General features: G+C 68.4%; 11 protein-coding genes and 4 pseudogenes. 9 read left to right on the top strand and 6 right to left on the bottom strand.

The window, feature by feature from the left end; all coding sequences use genetic code 11:
- Positions 1 to 118 precede the first annotated feature (118 nt).
- Positions 119 to 535: a hypothetical protein gene (locus tag AB0D93_RS40845; protein ID WP_362131610.1), complete on the bottom strand. Its 417-nt coding sequence runs from the start codon at positions 533 to 535 to the stop codon at positions 119 to 121.
- Positions 536 to 1,978: 1,443 nt separating this feature from the next.
- On the opposite strand from AB0D93_RS40845, the gene AB0D93_RS40840 reads away from it, so the two are divergent.
- The 8 genes and pseudogenes from AB0D93_RS40840 to AB0D93_RS40805 all read left to right on the top strand — a co-directional run.
- On the top strand, positions 1,979 to 2,395 hold the full coding sequence (locus AB0D93_RS40840; RefSeq protein WP_362131608.1) for a hypothetical protein: 417 nt from the start codon (positions 1,979 to 1,981) through the stop codon (positions 2,393 to 2,395).
- A 40-nt stretch (positions 2,396 to 2,435) separates the two neighbouring features.
- Complete coding sequence (locus AB0D93_RS40835) at positions 2,436 to 3,110, top strand: hypothetical protein (RefSeq protein ID WP_362131605.1); 675 nt, start codon at positions 2,436 to 2,438, stop codon at positions 3,108 to 3,110.
- A gap of 117 nt (positions 3,111 to 3,227) precedes the next feature.
- Positions 3,228 to 4,262 carry a hypothetical protein gene (locus tag AB0D93_RS40830; RefSeq protein ID WP_362131602.1) on the top strand — a complete coding sequence of 345 codons (1,035 nt, stop codon included), beginning with the start codon at positions 3,228 to 3,230 and terminating at the stop codon, positions 4,260 to 4,262.
- Between the two features lie 89 nt (positions 4,263 to 4,351).
- A complete protein-coding gene (locus AB0D93_RS40825) occupies positions 4,352 to 4,693 on the top strand; it encodes a hypothetical protein (RefSeq protein WP_362131599.1) in 342 nt (113 codons plus the stop codon).
- A gap of 387 nt (positions 4,694 to 5,080) precedes the next feature.
- A complete protein-coding gene (locus tag AB0D93_RS40820) occupies positions 5,081 to 5,893 on the top strand; it encodes an intradiol ring-cleavage dioxygenase (RefSeq protein ID WP_362131596.1) in 813 nt (270 codons plus the stop codon).
- Between the two features lie 283 nt (positions 5,894 to 6,176).
- Positions 6,177 to 8,513: a LuxR C-terminal-related transcriptional regulator gene (locus AB0D93_RS40815; RefSeq protein WP_362131594.1), complete on the top strand. Its 2,337-nt coding sequence runs from the start codon at positions 6,177 to 6,179 to the stop codon at positions 8,511 to 8,513.
- Positions 8,514 to 9,173: 660 nt separating this feature from the next.
- Complete coding sequence (locus tag AB0D93_RS40810) at positions 9,174 to 9,704, top strand: hypothetical protein (RefSeq protein ID WP_362131591.1); 531 nt, start codon at positions 9,174 to 9,176, stop codon at positions 9,702 to 9,704.
- Positions 9,705 to 10,032: 328 nt separating this feature from the next.
- Positions 10,033 to 10,497, top strand: a pseudogene (locus AB0D93_RS40805) (transposase); the annotation flags it as partial.
- Here the strand turns inward: AB0D93_RS40805 and AB0D93_RS40800 are convergent.
- The 4 genes and pseudogenes from AB0D93_RS40800 to AB0D93_RS40785 form a co-directional block, all read right to left on the bottom strand.
- Positions 10,419 to 10,943 (bottom strand): peptidylprolyl isomerase, encoded by a 525-nt coding sequence (locus AB0D93_RS40800; RefSeq protein WP_362131613.1) that lies wholly within the window; start codon positions 10,941 to 10,943, stop codon positions 10,419 to 10,421. The pseudogene AB0D93_RS40805 and the gene AB0D93_RS40800 sit on opposite strands and share 79 nt — an antisense overlap.
- 818 nt (positions 10,944 to 11,761) lie before the next feature.
- Positions 11,762 to 12,731 (bottom strand): annotated as a pseudogene (locus tag AB0D93_RS40795) (helix-turn-helix domain-containing protein).
- A gap of 75 nt (positions 12,732 to 12,806) precedes the next feature.
- Complete coding sequence (locus AB0D93_RS40790; protein ID WP_362131588.1) at positions 12,807 to 13,538, bottom strand: alpha/beta hydrolase; 732 nt, start codon at positions 13,536 to 13,538, stop codon at positions 12,807 to 12,809.
- Between the two features lie 290 nt (positions 13,539 to 13,828).
- Positions 13,829 to 15,108 (bottom strand): annotated as a pseudogene (locus AB0D93_RS40785) (IS701 family transposase).
- 55 nt (positions 15,109 to 15,163) lie between these two features.
- On the opposite strand from AB0D93_RS40785, the pseudogene AB0D93_RS40780 reads away from it, so the two are divergent.
- Positions 15,164 to 15,304: pseudogene (locus AB0D93_RS40780) on the top strand (transposase); the annotation flags it as partial.
- 472 nt (positions 15,305 to 15,776) lie between these two features.
- Here AB0D93_RS40780 and AB0D93_RS40775 read toward each other — a convergent pair.
- Positions 15,777 to 16,253, bottom strand: coding sequence for a hypothetical protein (locus tag AB0D93_RS40775; RefSeq protein WP_362131585.1), 477 nt, complete (start codon positions 16,251 to 16,253; stop codon positions 15,777 to 15,779).
- Positions 16,254 to 16,574: the final 321 nt, after the last annotated feature.

The raw sequence follows: 16,574 nt of genomic DNA, 5'->3' as shown, positions 1-16,574 counted from the left end.
ACCCAACCACAACCCAACCGCTTAAACCCCGGCGGCGCCGGCCCCCCCCCCCGGCCCCCCCCCCCCCGCAGCCGTATTCAGCGCGGCCGTTGCTGCCGCCCGTTCTTGCTTTCTGAGATCAGGTGATGAGGTGAAGCACCACGCGGGCACTCCGCTCGGGAACCACCGTGAACTGGGCATAACCACGCGCCTTTTTGTATGCCCCAGTGCCCCCGGTAATTGCTTCCTGGAAGGACGAGGTCGGGCGGCCTTGCAGGGTGATCTGCATGGTGCCCTGCAGGGTGATCTGTCCGTGCGGAGTGGCGAGCGACTGCAGGCATTGCACGCTGATACCCGGAGCAGCATTCCGGCCACCGACCACGCAGTCGAACACGAAGGTGCCGAACGGCTTGCCGGTTCTCGTTTTGGTGGTATTTCCCGTGCCCCCAAATCGGGAGCCCGGACCTTGCGGGGGGCCGAAGTTCTGGGTGTTTGTAGTCGTGAGGTCCAGAATTTGCCGAGAACCGTTACCGTGTCCTGCTGCCGCGGCAGGCATTGACATTCCCAGGCTCCCGGTCATAGCGAGCGCGCAAGCTACCAGCAGGGCTCTTGACCCGAACGTCCGCATCGCGTGTGCCTTTCACTACGGGCCTAACGTTAGCCTGTCCAGGGTTTGAGAACAGGCATCATTGCCGCACACACCATCCCATAAGAAGGGATAAATCTATTCCGGCAGGCCGAAATCATTCATCCGATTGCACTAACTATTTGCCCATAGTGGAGGGATGTCACGACCCTTCTGACACTCGATACCCGTCGAGCACCCCCAGACAGTCGCGCCAGCGGACGGCGATCAGGTGCCTCGACGCCGGCGTCCTGGCACACGCCTCCACGCTGCAGATCACGTTCAACGCCCGGAACACCGCGTGCGGCATTCATCCGGTTCATGCTATGGATCATGGCCCGCAGACCCGAACGCTCCGTGATCGTCCTGGGACGAGCCCAGATGAATCCACAGTTCCGTGTGTCAGACGATGCTGACCATCCACAACCGCCCCCTCCGACACCTTCGCCACCGTCAACGCTGCGAACCACCGGAACCCTCACAGCATCTGGGTCTTCTGGCCCGCCTCATGCCAGCCACCGACGGGCGCACCGTTACCGGCACCCACGTCACTTTCCAGCCCGGAGGCACTCCACGGAGCGCCATCCGCACCGCGACAGTCTTGCCCCGGCCCGGGTCGCCGAACACACGCACCGCGTCCACCATCGCCATCGCCTGCCCGACCACCTCGGCCACCGCCCGCACTGACGACGTCGACACCAGCTGCGCGCTCCCGCTGGCAACGCCACGCCCATCGCCGCGCCGCTCTCCCCCACCGGCAAGCCGCTAGCCGCCTCTGGTCCGAGACGCGGTGGCAGCGTCACAGACGTCTTCGCCGCGTCGCCCTCCTGCGGCGCGTCCGCACGCTCACCCCGCCAACCTGGGCGCCCGCACGCACATGCGCCGTCGTCAAGGCCCCGGCCGCATCAACCTCCAGCAGCCACGCAACCAGCACCGGCCTGGACACCCCAGTCCCGCCGTCACCTCACCCCACGCGCACGGCTCGCCCACCCCACGCCCTTCCGCCGCGGAAACCAACGCCCACCACGGTGCAGCCGCGCAGCCCTCGGAAGAATCAGAAGTACCGTTCCCAAGACAGCGGAACGGAGCGGGGTGTACCGCCACATGACAGCCGTACCGACTGCAGAAACCGCCCCACGGCAGTGACGCTGTCCTTCATGAACGCCCGAACAGGGGAAAACACCCCAGTCTGACCTGCCGGCACTGACACCCACCCACTGACACCAAACCGGCACATCGCACTCAACGCACTGCCGCCGTCGACCTCGGCATGCCCACCTTCGCAGACATCGTCGTCCGCACTCCATCGGCTGACCCGCACCAGCCCTGAATAGCAGTAGTCGCCGAGAAGCCGCACCACCTACGCTCCATCACATGCGCAGCGTTTTCGTGTTTCCCGCAGGTGAGCGAGCTGAGGCCATCGCCTCACTTGATCAGCGCCTTCCTCAGCAGCGGGATCCGTGGACTCTGGACGGCAACCTCTACATAGACATCGACGATGAGCAGACCGGCTACCTCTTCTCCGACTGGGATCCCGACGACGTCACGGTCCTCGAAGCGGCCGTCGGACACCACCCCAGCTGGGCAGTGCAGATCGATGTCTCCGGGCGGATCGACGGCACCGCAGAGGTTCACCGACTGGTCGCGCTGTTGCTTGAGCATGGAGGAGTGGCCACCGACGACTACTCCGCCCATCCCTGGACTCTGGAGGAAATCCAGTCCGGAACCGTGGTCGACGGCCTTCGCTTCTTCGACTTCCGCACCTACCACGAACTCCACCGCGAGCACTGAGGCGACGGACTCGATCATCACTCAGGCAAGTTCAGAGAAGATGCCCGAGCCGGGCATGTGGCTCCAACTCGACTGGGGTGAGGGTCCGAAGGTGGCCAGCCGCCGCACCCAGCTGTTCTGCGCCTGGCTGTCCTGGTCCCGCTTCCGGGTCGTCATCCCGCCCTGGAACCAGACCTTGGGCACCCTGGTGGCCTGCGCCTGCCTGGACGCCATCCTGCGCCGACTCGGCGGGGTGCCGGCCTACGTGCTGATCGACAACCCGCGCACCGTCACCGTCGACCGCGTCGCCGGGATCGCGTTCCGCCTCCCGGAGATCGTGGCCGCGGGCAAACACTATGGCTGCACGGTTGCGACCCGTGAGCCGTTCGCCCCGGAGTCCGAGGGTGGTGTCGAGGCCACCGTGAAGATCGCGAAAGCGGATCTGGTGCCGCCCACCGCCAACCTGCGAGCCGAGTACGGCTCGTGCGCCGAGCTGGCCGCCGAGTGCGACGCCTGGTGCGAGCAGGTCAACGCCCGCCCGCACCGCTCCAACAAGACCGCCCCGGTGCTGCGGCTGGCCGCCGAGCATGAGCACCTCCACCCGTCCCAGCTGCCCCGCACCACGCGGCCCTCGGCGACGAGCGGGTCGCCGACGACGACCAGACCATCAGCTTCGGTGCGGTCCGCTACTCCACCCCGCCCGGTCTCGTCGGCGCTCGGGTGTGGTGCCGGGTGATCGGCGACGAGCTCGCCGTGACCGCGATGACCGAGGCCGGACTGATCGCACTCGTCCTGGCCGGCACCGCGTAAGAAGCTGCCTCCGCGGGCGACCGGACTGGACCGGTACAAGCCGGTGATCGATGAGATCCGTCGGGCGGGCCTGGATGCGCCCCGCAGTCACATCGTCATCCGGATCTTTCCCCGGCTGGTCGGGGAACACGGCGCCGACGTCTCCGACGGGGTGGTCCGCTCCTACGTCGCAGCCCGGAAGCCAGAGATCCTGGTCGAGTCCGGCAAGGCACAGCTGGAGGCATTCGTCCCGCAGACCCATCTGCCTGGTCACGAAGCGGAGGTCGGCTTCGGCCACGTCACGATCCGCCTCGCCGGCGAGCTGGTGGCCTGCTACCTCCTCTCCTTCCGTCCGTCCTATTCGGGTAAGGCCGTCCACCGCGTCTTCGCGTCCTGCGGGCAGGAGACCTTCTTCGAAGGGCATCCACGCCCTGCGGGCGTTGGGCGGTGTCCCGTGGACCAAAGTCCGCTACGTCGAACCCGGCACCGACGCCTACCGCCTCGCCAGCGCTCGAGCCCGAGCCGAACAGACTGCGGCGGGCTGGCCCCGGAGATCGCTGGACTGCTGGTCAGGGCGCCTGTCAGGCTCCGCCTCGTGGAGATACTCGATGTCCTGACCAGCATGGCGAAGACAGGCCGACTGGGCCCGGTGTCCAGCGGAGCCGACTGGAACGAAGTGACCGCGGCACTCGGCAAGCCATGGGACATCGGCGCGATGAGCCGGAACAGAAGGTGGCCAAGGCTCTTCGCCTACGGGGACCTTGAGCTGAGTGTCTGCCGTTGCCGCAAGGTCTCCCTCATCTGTGTCCAGACCTGGCGTGACGTCGTCGAACTCCCTCCGTCGGTTGTCGGGGGGACGGGCACCTTCCGGGCATGGCTCAAGTACGCGGACGTCGTTTCCGCCTTGGACAAGGCCGGTTGTTCCTGGGTGCCCTATCCGCCGTTGACCTTCGGCGATCAGTGCTCGCTCATGGCCATCCCGTCAGGAGCGAACTTCACCTTCGAGATCCCCGAGGGCGAAGAACCTGTGCTGAACGTCATGGGCCTGCCCGGTTACGGACACGACTGTTCCGCACGAACTGCGGGCCGAGATCACTGACGCGGAGCGCCGTCAGAACTCGCGAACATTTATCGCCCCAGAGATCGCTAACCGCTGCTCAAACTGGTCGAGAAACGCTGTCACTGAAGGTGAACGAAGCCAGCCACCCCACCCGCACCACGCACACCACCATCCACGCGCTGCTGAAGACAGGCCACAGCCGTCGCGCGATCCAGCGGCAGCTCGGGATGGTCCACCACGCCGTCAAGGACGCCGATGCTGCCAGGCCGGAGGACCTCTTCGCCGGCCAGTGGCAGAACCGAACTTCCGTACTCGACGAGTACAAGACCTCCCTCGATGACCGCTGCAACGACAGCTGCACGAACGCCTGGACGCTCTGGGGAGAGATCGTGCCGCTCGGCTACAAGGGCAGCTACCAGCGGGTTCGCACCTACTTGCGCGAAAGGCCTTGTGTCCGGGGCAGCACCTAGAGTCACGAAGTGGCGCTGGTCAACCAGTTCTACGCGAGGCAGCCATGGGCGTCACTCGCCTGACTGCTATCCCCCTAGGCGGTCGGCGACCAGCTGAGGAAACGGTCAACGGTCAACCGCAAACCCTGGCCACAACGAAGCGGCCACCAGTCCCTGCAGGAACTCGAAGCCCTGCCAGTTCTGGATCGGGGCGTAGCGGCCGCCGACCAAGCCGAGGGGGCGCCGGTGTCCTCGCGGACGGTGTGGAACTTGTCGAGGTGCTCGCGCATCTCGCCGTTAACGCCCTCTGAGAGCGGGGGGAAGGACCCGCACGGGTTTCGTAACGCATCCGATCTCGTCGCTCGTCCGAGCGATCCGGTAGAACGTCGTGGGCGCCATGGTCGATGCATGACTGACGCCCCCCACCACAACGCCACGGACCCGCAGCGCACCCCCGAGCCGGCCGAGGGCCCGGCCGGCGCCACCCGCAGGTCCGTCATCGCCACCCTCGGCGGCGCCACGCTCGGCGTGGCCGCACTGGGACTCGCCGCCACGCAGGCCGCGGCCACAGCGCCCCGGAGCGCGGACCGGCCCACTCCCCCGCTCGCCGCGGCGTGCGTCCTCACGCCCGAGCAGACCGAGGGCCCCTACTACCTGGACCTGGAACGGGTCCGCAAGGACATCACCGAGGGCAAGGCCGGCGTTCCGCTGACCCTGCGCGTCACGGTCGTAGACAGCACCACGTGCGCCGCGCTACCCAGCACGGCCGTCGACATCTGGCACTGTGACGCGCTGGGGATCTATTCCGGCTACGTCGCCGGCGGATCCACCCCCGACACGACCTTCCTGCGCGGTGTGCAGCTGACCGACGCGTCCGGGGTCGCGGAATTCACCACCGTCTACCCGGGGTGGTACGTCGGCCGGGCCCTCCACATCCACGTCAAGACGCACGCCGGCGGCACCGTCTCCAACGGGACCTATCACGGAGGCCACGTATCCCACACCGGCCAGCTCTACTTCCCGGAGACGTACAACACCAGGGTGGCCGCCCTGTCCCCCTACCGGAACAACACCGCCACGCGCACGCTCAACGCGAGGGACGGCATCTACCGCAACGGCGGTTCGGCCACCTTGTTGACCCTCACCCAGACGGGCAGCGACCTGGGCAGGGGCGTGACCGGGACCGTCGTGCTCGGGATCGACCCCAGCGCCACACCCTGACGGTCCTCCGCGAGCGGTGGCCGGGCTCTGGGACGGTTCCGGCCGCCGCGCGCACCGCCCACGCGCCGCGCATGGTTTCGGCACGAGAACGCGCGGCCAGGAAACGGGGATGAGCCGGAGTCGAACGTGCGAGGTATGCGGTACGGCGCTGATCACGAGGCCGCAGGGCGGCCGGCCGGCTCGGTACTGTTCCAACGCCTGCCGGCAACGGGCACTTCGGCGGCGCACGGCAGCACGGGACGCCGCCCGTACCCAGGGTGCCGCGTCGGCTGCGGCTCCCCCCGTGGCACCCGCTGCAGCGACCGCAGCAACCCGCACCCGCGCTCTGCCGCCGGCGCTCGACTCCTTCGTCGGCCGGCAACGGGAGCTGTCGGGCCTGCGCGCGCTGCTCAGCAGCACACGGCTGCTCACGCTGACAGGGGCGGGCGGTGTGGGCAAGACGCGGCTGGCGTTGGAGTTCGCCAGGGGGCTATCGAGCCGGTACGGCCGGGTCGACCTGGTGGAGCTCGGCTCGCTGCGGGACGGTGCAACTCTGACGCAGTTCGTGGCCGCCGCGTTGGGCGTGCGCGAACGGGCCGGCCACACCGGCGGCGACCTCCTGGTCCGTGCCATCGGTGACGCCTCCCGGCTGCTGCTTCTGGACAACTGCGAGCACCTGGCCGAACCGTGCGCCGGGCTGGTCGTGACCCTGCTGGGCCGCTGCCCCCGGCTGCGGATCCTGGCCACGAGCCGTGAGGCATTGCGGGTGCCTGGGGAGACCGTGTTCCGGGTCGGCGAGCTGTCCCTGCCACCGGCGGACGCCGGGGACGACGTGACGGCCCTGCTGCGGGCAGACGCGGTACGGCTGTTCGTGGAACGCGCCGCGCGTCGCTCGCCCGGGTTCGTGTTGGACCGGAACAACGGCCGGCTGGTCGCGGAGATCTGCCGACGGCTGGACGGTCTGACCCTCGCCGTGGAACTCGCGGCCGGTCACATCGGCACCCTCGCGCCGGGCGACATCCTCGCGGGCCTGGACGACCAGTTGTGCCAGCTGGACCTCCTGGCCGGTGGCAGCAGGACCGGGCCCCGGCGGCACAGCGGGCTCGCCACCGCCGTCGACTGGAGCCATCGGCTGCTGGATCCGGCGGAACAGGCCGTCTTCCGGCGCCTCGCGGTCCTTGTCGGAGGGTTCGATCTGGCCGCGGCGCGCTCGGTGTGCGCCGGCGGCGGCATCGGGCGGCGAGAGGTCTTTCCCCTCCTGTGCGCGCTCGAGGCGAAGTCACTGATCGTACGGCTGCCGGGGGACGCCGTGCCCACCCGCTTCCGGCAGCTCAGTGTCATCCGCGCCTACGCCATGGAACGTCTGCGCGCATCCGGCGAGCTGGGCCCCACCCTGCGCAGCGCCCTCGCCTGGCTCCACGAGGTGGCCGAGCGAGATGGTGGTGATGTGTTCGCCGACCAGGCGAGCAGCCCGCTGACGGCGGAACGGGACAACCTCGCCTCGGTTCCGGCCCACGCTACCGGCCGGGGCGAGGCCGCGCGGGTACGGCTGACCCTGGAGCTGGCCCGGGTGCACTACCAGCAGGAGCAACCGTCGGCCGCGGGCGCACTGCTGAGCGGACTGCTGCGGGAACCCGGCGGCCGGGCACTGGGCGGGGAGGTGGCCGCGCTCGCCGCACGCGTGGCCGCCCAGCAGGCCGACCCGCACCGAGCACTGTCCCTGGGCGAGCAGGCGGTGAGCCTGGAACGACGGCGTCACGTGCCCACCGGGCTCGCCAACGCGCTCGACGCCAGGGCGGCGGCGTGGCTGTGTCGCGGCGCCTTCGCCGAGGCCGTCACGGATCTGCGTGCGTGCCTGGACATCGTCAGCCCGCTCGGCTCACCCGAGGACGTCGCGTGGTGTACCCAGCACCTGGCCTGGGCGCTGCTCCAGGCGGGCGGGGAGTGCGAGGCCGACGAGCTGATGGCGGATTGCCTTCCGGTGCTCAGGGAGCGGGCACCGTGGCCCCGGGCCGCGGCCGCGCTGCACACCGCAGGCGCCGTACGGCTGGCTCTGGGGCAACTGGAGAGCGCCGAGGCCCTCTTCGCCGAGGTGCTGCGCATCGCCCCCGGAGGAAGCTTTCACGCGCTGTACCCCGTCGAGGGCTTGGCGCTGGTGGCCGCAGAGAGCGGTGACATGCAGCGCGCCCTGCGATTGTGTGAGGCGAGCGCCCAGGCGCGACGTCGGCTGGACACCGCGCCCGAAGCGCCCTGGCGGCGCAGGATCGAGCAGGCGGCGGCCCGTGCCCGGACCCTGCTGCCGACGGCGGCGCGGGAGGCCGCGGTCGTCGGTGCTCGCAAGCTGCGCGGGGACCGGCTCGTCGCCTACGCCCTGCGGACAGGCAGCGGTGAGCAGGTCCGGCGGGGGCCTGACACCATGGGGATCGGCGACGAGCCGTGGCGGCTGACCGCCAGGGAATTCATGGTGGTCGAACGCGTCGCGAAGGGGCTGACCAACCGGCAGATCGCGGAGGAGCTCGGGCTTTCGGCGCATACGGTCGCCACGCACCTGGACAGGGTGCGCGACAAGCTGGGTCTTCGCTCACGCACACAGATCGCCCTGTGGTTCGGCCGAAGAGATTCGGAAGCTTCGGTTCCCTGACATCTGTCGTCGGCGGCGGTGACATACTCGTGCTCCAGGTCCTCCCGGCAGTCGGCGATCTAACCGCTGCACCGGCATGTCCAATGGATCAGGGTCGTGCGGCACACCGGCGGCGTCCATGGACGGCGTGGCACCGGCTCGCGCGTTCGGGGGCCGAGTCAGCGGGGCGGCCTCCAGCCGTTTCAGCATCCTCACGTACTGGCCTGACGCACAGACAACGCCGGCCCACGCACCCACGGGGAGCGGCGCCGCCTCCTCATATCGCCCCTGTCACCTTCCGCACTCCGGGGGCGCGATGGGTTCGAACCGTTGCCCGCGCCCGTCGACAGGGGCAGGCGACAGCGTTTGGTCCTGACGCACCCGTCGTTGTCGGTCAGGGACCCGTTGCCGTAGAGGAACAGGCCGTGGTGTCCTGAACCACAGGGGTGCGCAGAGCGCAGCGGCGAGCGCCTGATCCAGCCCGCGACGGGCCACGCCCGTCCGGCGGGGACCGTCACCCGTGGCGGAACGCGGGCAAGCCTGTGGGCAGGTTGTGAGTCTCCTGATCGATCACACCGTGATCGAACTCATGAGGAGACCGTCATCAACGCCATACGCAAGACCCTGACCGCCCCCGCCGTCGTCGGTGCCGTCCTCGCAGGCTCCGCCGCCTGTTCCACGGTGGAGCAGCTGTCCGCCGGCAAGAAGCGCGACGGGGCTTTCGAGGACCTCGGCAAGAAGAAGACGCTCTCCTTAGAGCTCGACCTGGACACCGACGTCAGGTCCCTGAGGGCGCTGGATGCCCAGTCCGATCCCGCGCCCCGTGAGGAGATGCCTGATGAGGCTGCCAAGTTGATCAGTGGCGCGCGGATCAGGGTCACCGTGCAGTCGAGGAAGCCCCTCGACGAGTCCAGTGAGAAGGACCTGGTCGGCATGGCCATGAAGATCAGCAACCCGGACGGCGGGCTCGCCGCGCAGGGTGATCGGCGACGATGCCTACATGCGGGCCGACATGACCACCGTCGGCAAAATCACGGCACTCCCGTGCCTGCCGCCTCGGACCCGCCCCCAGAGGCCGGGGCCATCAAGAGCCTCATATCGACGCCTACGCCGCCGCCCGGGCCGCCCTGTCCGGACGGGCCTCCAGTGCTCCCAAAGACGACACCGTCGCCGGCATACGCGCCCTGCACAATGCCGCCCGCTCCGCGGTGAAGGCCCGTACGGCAGCACTGAACCAGATCGGCAGCATCCTCATCACCGCTCCCGAGACCATCCGCGCCAAGTACGGCCAGCTCAAAGGAACGGACCGCACCGACGCCCTGGCCCGGCTCCGGCCGACCGGTGACACACTCCACATCACGGTGCTCACCGCCCTCAAGAGCCTTGCCCGACGCGTCAAGGAGCTGACCGTCGAGCACGCGACCCTGGTCAAGGCCATGGACAGTGTGGTGAGCGTCCACAACCCCGGCCTGCGGGCCACCCACGGTGTCGGCCCCGACACCGCGGCCCAGCTCCTGTCACCGCCGGAGGCAATCCCGAACGCATGCGGACCGAGGCTTCCTTTGCCGCCCTCTGCGAAGCCGCGCCCGTCCCCGCCTCCAGCGGCCGGACCAACCGGCACCGCCTCTCACGCGGCGGCGACCGAGCCGCCAACGCGGCCCTCTACCGCGTCGCCCTGGTCCGTATGGCCAGCGACTCCCGCACCCGCGAGTACGTGGCACGCCAGACCGCCGCCGGCCGGCCCTGCTCCGCAGGAGTCCGAGCCCTCCCCAGCCTGAAGGCCCGGGCATCCTCGGAGGAACCCGGTGAACGCTGCATCTTCCGCGGCTCGTTGCCCTGCGCCGATGGCGCCGTCATTGGTGTGACCTGTATCGCCGTGGCGCGGCCAGTCGCATCGCTGGGCCGTGCTGAGCGCGCCACGATGGGTCAAGGTCGGCAGGACGGTCGGACGGTAAGCAGTTCCGTGCGCAGCACGGGTGTGCCGTCGACGGGCGCCGGGTCCTGAGCAGTTGGTGCGATTCCGCCGGTAGCGATCTTGTCGAGGGTCTTCAAGCCGGTGGCGCCGACCGTGCCGAACACCGTGTAGTTCGGTCGCAGTGCGGAGTCGCCGTAGACGACGAAGAATTGTGAACCGTTCGTGTTCGGGCCGGCGTTGGCCATCGCCAGCAGGCCGCGCCCGTAAAGGCGACGGGCGCCGGTCGGATCGCTCGGTGCCGGCGGCAGGTCCACCGGCAGCTCGTCCTTGTACTTGTACCCCGGCCCGCCTTCGCCGGTTCCGGTCGGGTCGCCGCACTGCAAGACCTTCAGCGTCGGGTACGCCGTCAGACGATGGCACACCGTGCGGTCGTAGAACCGGTGCTGCGCCAGGTGCACGAAGCTTTGGACCGTGCACGGTGCCTTCGCCCGGTCCAGGCGTAGCGGGAGCGGGCCCTGGCTGGTCCGGACGGGCACATCGACTGTGCCGTGGCTGGGGGTGTGTCGTGGATCGGGCGGCAGGGGAACCGGCCGCGCCGCCGGTTCGTCCGGGGTCTGGGTGTACTGGCAGGGGCCGGGCGTGGTGCGCGGCGGGGCATCGGAGGCGGAGGCGGTGGTGCTGCCCCCGGACACGACCAACGCGGCCGCCGCCAATGCGGTCATGAGAGCTCGGTTCATTCTGTACACCCTCCAAAAGATCGTCAGATTTCGGAGCGGTGGCAGTCTAGGGCTCGGTCTTGCGGGCGTGAACCCGCCCGCCAGCCAGCCAGCCACATCGGGCCATCGTGAGGGGGGAGCCGGAGAGGTCCCTCTGGGCGCCTGGATCGGGACGACGGGCCGGGGCGCACGTACCGCCCCGGCCCGTCGTCGCTCGTATCAGTGGCCGGTCGGCGGGAGGAGAGAGATGATCTTGCTGCCGTTCCCGGCGATCAGCGCGTCCTGGTAGAGCAGGAGTTGGGTGGTGTCCGAGAGGCCGCCGGGTTGTGGTTAGCCGGTGTCGATGTGCGCGTGCCAGACCTGCTTGCCGGTGCGCGGGTCGAGGCCGGGCAGGTCGCCGGCCGGGCTGTAGAAGTACTCGGTGGCCTGCCTCGGCGGGCGGGACAACCGTCACCGCGACCGCGAAGGTGTCGAAGATCGTGTGGCAGATGCGTGACGGTGGCTCCGCGACGTGCAACGGCCCGGGCACGCCCTACCAGGCGTCCGGCAGCATGGCCCAGTCGCCGACCTGCGGACACTGACGCCACCGGCCCTCATCGATGGCAGTGTCGGCGAGGAATTCGGCGACTAGTGCTGCGTCAGGCAACGTTCGCCCTGTCGACGACCTCCTGTAGGCGTTGGTGGTCGGCGTGGCGGTTTCGCCAGATGATGTAGCGGCGGATCATGCTGCCCTGCTCCTTGTGGGTGGTGTGGTCGGTGCAGTCGAGGGTGAAGTAGCGCAGGGCGGTGAACTGGGCTTCGATGCGGTTGAGCCAGGAACTGTTCGTCGGCGTGTAGGCCATCTCGACGTTGTTCGCGGTGGCCCCGCTTGTCCCGGGCCAGGTCCAGGGCTGCGAAGAGGTCGCACGCCGCCGTAGCGGTTGTACGTGGCCCGCCGCCTGCGGCGCGGTTCCCGGTCGGGATCCTTGTGCTTGCCCCCGCGTTCGGCCCACTGACGGCCGGGGTGCGGCATCAGGTTGAGCGGCCCGAACTCGTCCATGCAGAAGACCACTTCGGGCTCGCCGTCCTCGGGTATGACCTCGCCGTCGGTGATCGCGTAGAGGTGCTCGACCCCTTCTTGGCTGCGTAGTCCCGATCGCGGGAGGTCTTCCAGGTCTTCAGGCGTTGAAAGGAGACGCCTTCCTCGCGGAGCAGGATGCGCAGGCCCTCATGTCTGATGTCGTCGACCACCCCCTCGGCGACCAGGAAGTCCGCCAGCTTGGTCAGGCTCCAGGTGGAGAACGGCAGGTCGTGCTCGGTCGGCTTCGACTTCGCGGTCTTCTTGATCTCGCGCCGCTCGGGCAGCGTGAAGGGCTTCGGGCCGCCCTTGTACTTCGGGTACAGCGAGTCGAAGCCGTCCGTGTTGAAGTTGTGGATCACATCCCTCACCCGGTCCGCGCTCGTGAACGACACCTCGGCGATCTTCGCCACCGGCATGCCCTGCGCGGACCGTAGGACCATCTGGGCCCGCCGCCATGTCACCACTGACCCGGTGCCTCTGCGGATGATCCGCAGCAGGCGCTGTCCCTCGTCATCGTCGAGGTGTCGAACCTGAACTCTGTCGGCCACGCCGACCAGTTTCAGTGAACGCGCCGATCGGGATCCGGTTCCCGATCGGCGCGTCGCGGACGGCAGGCGGCGGTATCAGCCGAGGTGCCGGGCGAAGAACCTCAGCGTGCTCTTCAGCTCGAATGCCGGGATCTCCCCGTGCTTGCCGGGGTGGGCGTGCAACGTTTTCTCGGCCGAGGCCAAGGCGTCGAACAGCGCCAAGCTCTGAACCCGCGGCACCCGCTCATCGTCCCACTGCACCAAGAACTCCACTGGGACGCTGATCCGCGCGGCGGCCTCGGCCGACGCCAGCACCCCACCCAAGCCCAGTACCGCCGCGCGGACCCGCGGTTCGGCAGCGACGAACGGAACACCGAGTCCGCATCCCAGCGAAACCCCCCAGTAACCCACCGGGCCGACGCCTACGTGCTCGAGTTGCTGAACCGCGTCCAGGACCGCCCGCCATTCCGGCACGGTCTGGCGGGCCACGAGCGCCTGGAAGTCGGCGATCAGCGGGGCCAACTCTTCACCGGCTTCCACGCGAGCCTGGTTCTCAGTCGCGAGCCGGTCGTACTCCTCAACCTTCGGCCGGTCGCCATGGGCGGGAACGTCGACCGCCACGACCGCGAAACCGCATTCGGTCACGAAGCTGCGTGCACGAGCCAGGACGTCAGGGGCCTTCTTGTGCTGACCGCCACCGTGTCCGATCAAGACGAGCGGACGAGTGGCGACGGCACCTTCTGGCGTCCACAACACGCCAGGAATGTCGCCGACGGTGAAGAGCTGTTCGCGGACGCCCTCGGACGACGTCTCAGATATGAAGCGCATAGCGGTTCATGCCTTTCGGGATGCCTCTGCGGGCGCTCCCTAGGCCATGCGAGGGAGGGAGGCCCGACCTGTCACAGCGTTGATCGGTCTCACCTCCTCAGTTCGCAGCAGTGCACGGCGGCAGGAACGTATCACGAAGGACTACACCCTGGCCCGGGCAAGGCCGACAGGGCGAACGTTGTCTGATGCGGCACTAGTAGGACTCCGCTAGGTCGGTCTTGATCTTGGTGTTGTGTGTGTCCTGCTGGGAAGCGGCTGTTGGCAGGTCGTGCAGATGCCGGTCCAGCACCTCAAGACGTCCTGGAGGGCGTCGAGGATCTGGTAGAGGGAGAACCTTGACCGGGTACTTCTGGGACCAGACGCTGTTCGGTCAGGAAGGCATGGGCGGCTGTCACGAGGGTGACGTGGTGCTGCCATCCGGGCCAGGACCGGCCTTCGAAGTGGTCCAGGCCGAGGCCGTGCTTGAGTTCGCGGTATTCGTGCTCGTTGCGCCAGCGGACCTTGGCCAGACGCACCAGCTCGACCAGTGGGGTGTCGGCCGGCAGATTGGACAGCCAGTAATGGTGGGAGCCTCGGCGTCCTCGGGCCATTCGACCAGCAGCCAGCACGCCGGCAGAACACCGTCCCACCAGCCCTGCTCGGCCGAAGCAGCGGCCTTGATCGGACGCTCGACGGCCTTGCCCGCAGGACGGACACGCAGGGCAGCGAAGCGGGAACGTAACTCTCCGCGCGATCCCTGCCGCCAGGCGAGGGCGGTGAAGGAGTTCTGTCCGAGGCCGGCGGCCAGGGACGCCACCGACGGTGCGGGGTGGCGGTAGCGGGGCTGGGGCCAGCAGCCGATGGGACGTTTGCGTTCCGGTGCCACAGGCTCGGCGTCGAACGGGTGGGCGGTCACGCCCGCGCGGACGGCCAGCACGTAGCCGATTCCGCGGTCGGACAGCGCGGCTCGCAGGTGTGCATTGGTGCCGTAGGCGGCGTCGGCCACCACGACCGGCGGCCTCATGCCCCAGCCGGCCAGCGTGTCGAGCATGTCCAAGGCCAGGCGCCACATCTCGCGATGCGTGACCTCGGGCGGAACGCGGGTCACGGTCCGGCGCTCGGTGTCCGAGGCCCATTCTTCAGGCAGCAACAGGCGTCACTGCAGTGGACAGGAGGCGGTATCACTCGCGGCGTGGACACTGACCGTGACCTGGCAGTTCGCCCGCTTGCCCAACGCTTCGCAGTACTGCGGAGCCACGCCGACCGACATCCGGACGTCCTTGGGCACCGACACATCATCGATCACCCGGGCCGTCGGGTCGATCCGCGGCAGCATCCGCTCGCAGATGCGCCGCTGCACCGGAACCGGATCCCACGTGGACTGGTTCACGAACTGCTGCAGATTCTGCTCGTTGCCGTCCGGCAGCCGCGAAGCCATCGCCTGGATCGACTTACGACGACCGTCCAGCATCAGCCCCCGCAGGTAGCATTCGCCCTTCGCCCGTTGATCCTTCCGTGGCACCGAGGCAAATACATCGGCTACGAATAACGCCAACGTCGCCCGGAACCGGTTCACTTGAAGTGCGTCCACGCACCCAACATGCTCCTCAACAGGCCCGACGTGAAGACCTAACGGAGTCCTTGAGCAGTGGGAGTTCATCGAGCCGTACCTGCCGATAGGCGAGTACGGTCCGTACCCCGCGCGGCTGCGGGAGCAGTTCGAGGGGGTGATCTGGCGGTTCCGGTCCAGCGCCCAGTGGCGAGAGATGCCCTCCGAGTTCGGACCGAAAAGGCGCCGAACGCCGCGAGGTCTACAGCGAGGCGCAAAGCCGGCGTGATTCAGGCATCCGCTCGGCGCCCACGGGACCACCACCATCCGCGCGGTGGCGGCCGGGGAGGCGTCGAGACCGGCGCGATCTCCGTAGAGGCATCTCATGCCCGGATTACGGCAGCCGTCGTCTCGACACCCGCCCGACCACCACCGCCGTGAGCACCAGGGCGTCGCACCGCTCGGCAGCAAGGCATGGCCTGCCGGGCTGAAACAAGATGACAACATCCCGGTACTCGAACAGATCCGAAAAGCAGGAGCTTCACGGACCTGTCGCTACAAGGGGGATTAGGCTGAAGCCAGCCCGCTTCAGCAGGTGCTGGCCGCACTCGGACTCGGCTGGGCGGCACATGCTGGGAACACGGTATGACCGCGGCCTGGCACGGTTGCCGAGAAGCCGTGAGGACGGCCAGCGAGCGCCGGCTGAGCGCTTACGGCCTGTTGGACTTGCTGTCGACGTTACCGCGTACGCAGGACGCGAAAACGGTAAACGACACAGCGTTGGGACCGGGGTTGGTGACTGTGACGCGCCAGGTGTCGCCTGGGGTGTCGGTCGTTGCTTGTCTGAAGGCCTGGAAACTGCCCTGGAACTGGGGCGCTACAAAGCCGCCGCTAATCGCCAGATCGCCGGCCTCGCACTGTGCCTCAACGCTCGTAGGCCCGCCGGGAGGCAGGTTGACGGTGTGCGACACATTGTGGACTTCGAGGCCACAGCTGCCGTCACCGCCAAGCCGAGCCCGGCCAGCCGTCACGTCCAGCCCCTTGTCCGTGCAACCCGAGAGGTGCCCGCGCTGCACGCCCGAGACGGTCCCTTCCGCCGCCATGGCGGGGCTGACTACCCCGGCAGCCATGACCAGCGCGAGCGAGGCAATCACCCCGACCCTCTTGACCCTGTGCTTATCGCTCATGTGCGTGCTCCTTTTCTCAGCCGGTTCAGATGGATTCACCAAACCAGCTGGGAGCTTGCCGCGTCGGTGGCAGAAATGCGGCTCCGCCCCGACGGAACATCGTGAGTATCAGCTCATTGGCCTACTAGGGCCTGTGTGATGTTGTGATCACGTAGTCGCCTTCAGGAGGTTGTTGATCCAGATCATCGAGGCACGGAGGTGGAGGCCGGCGAGGTAGCTCTCGGGCGTCTTGTCGTATCGAGTCGCGATTCCCCGCCATGCCTTCAGCTTGTTGATCAGGCGCTCGACGGTGTTCCGTTCTTTGTAGAGATCGGCGTCGTG

This window comes from Streptomyces sp. NPDC048191 (assembly GCF_040652655.1).
GTDB lineage: Bacteria > Actinomycetota > Actinomycetes > Streptomycetales > Streptomycetaceae > Streptomyces.
Note: the sequence above shows the minus strand (reverse complement) of the source record. Positions and strands in the feature narration are given on the sequence as shown.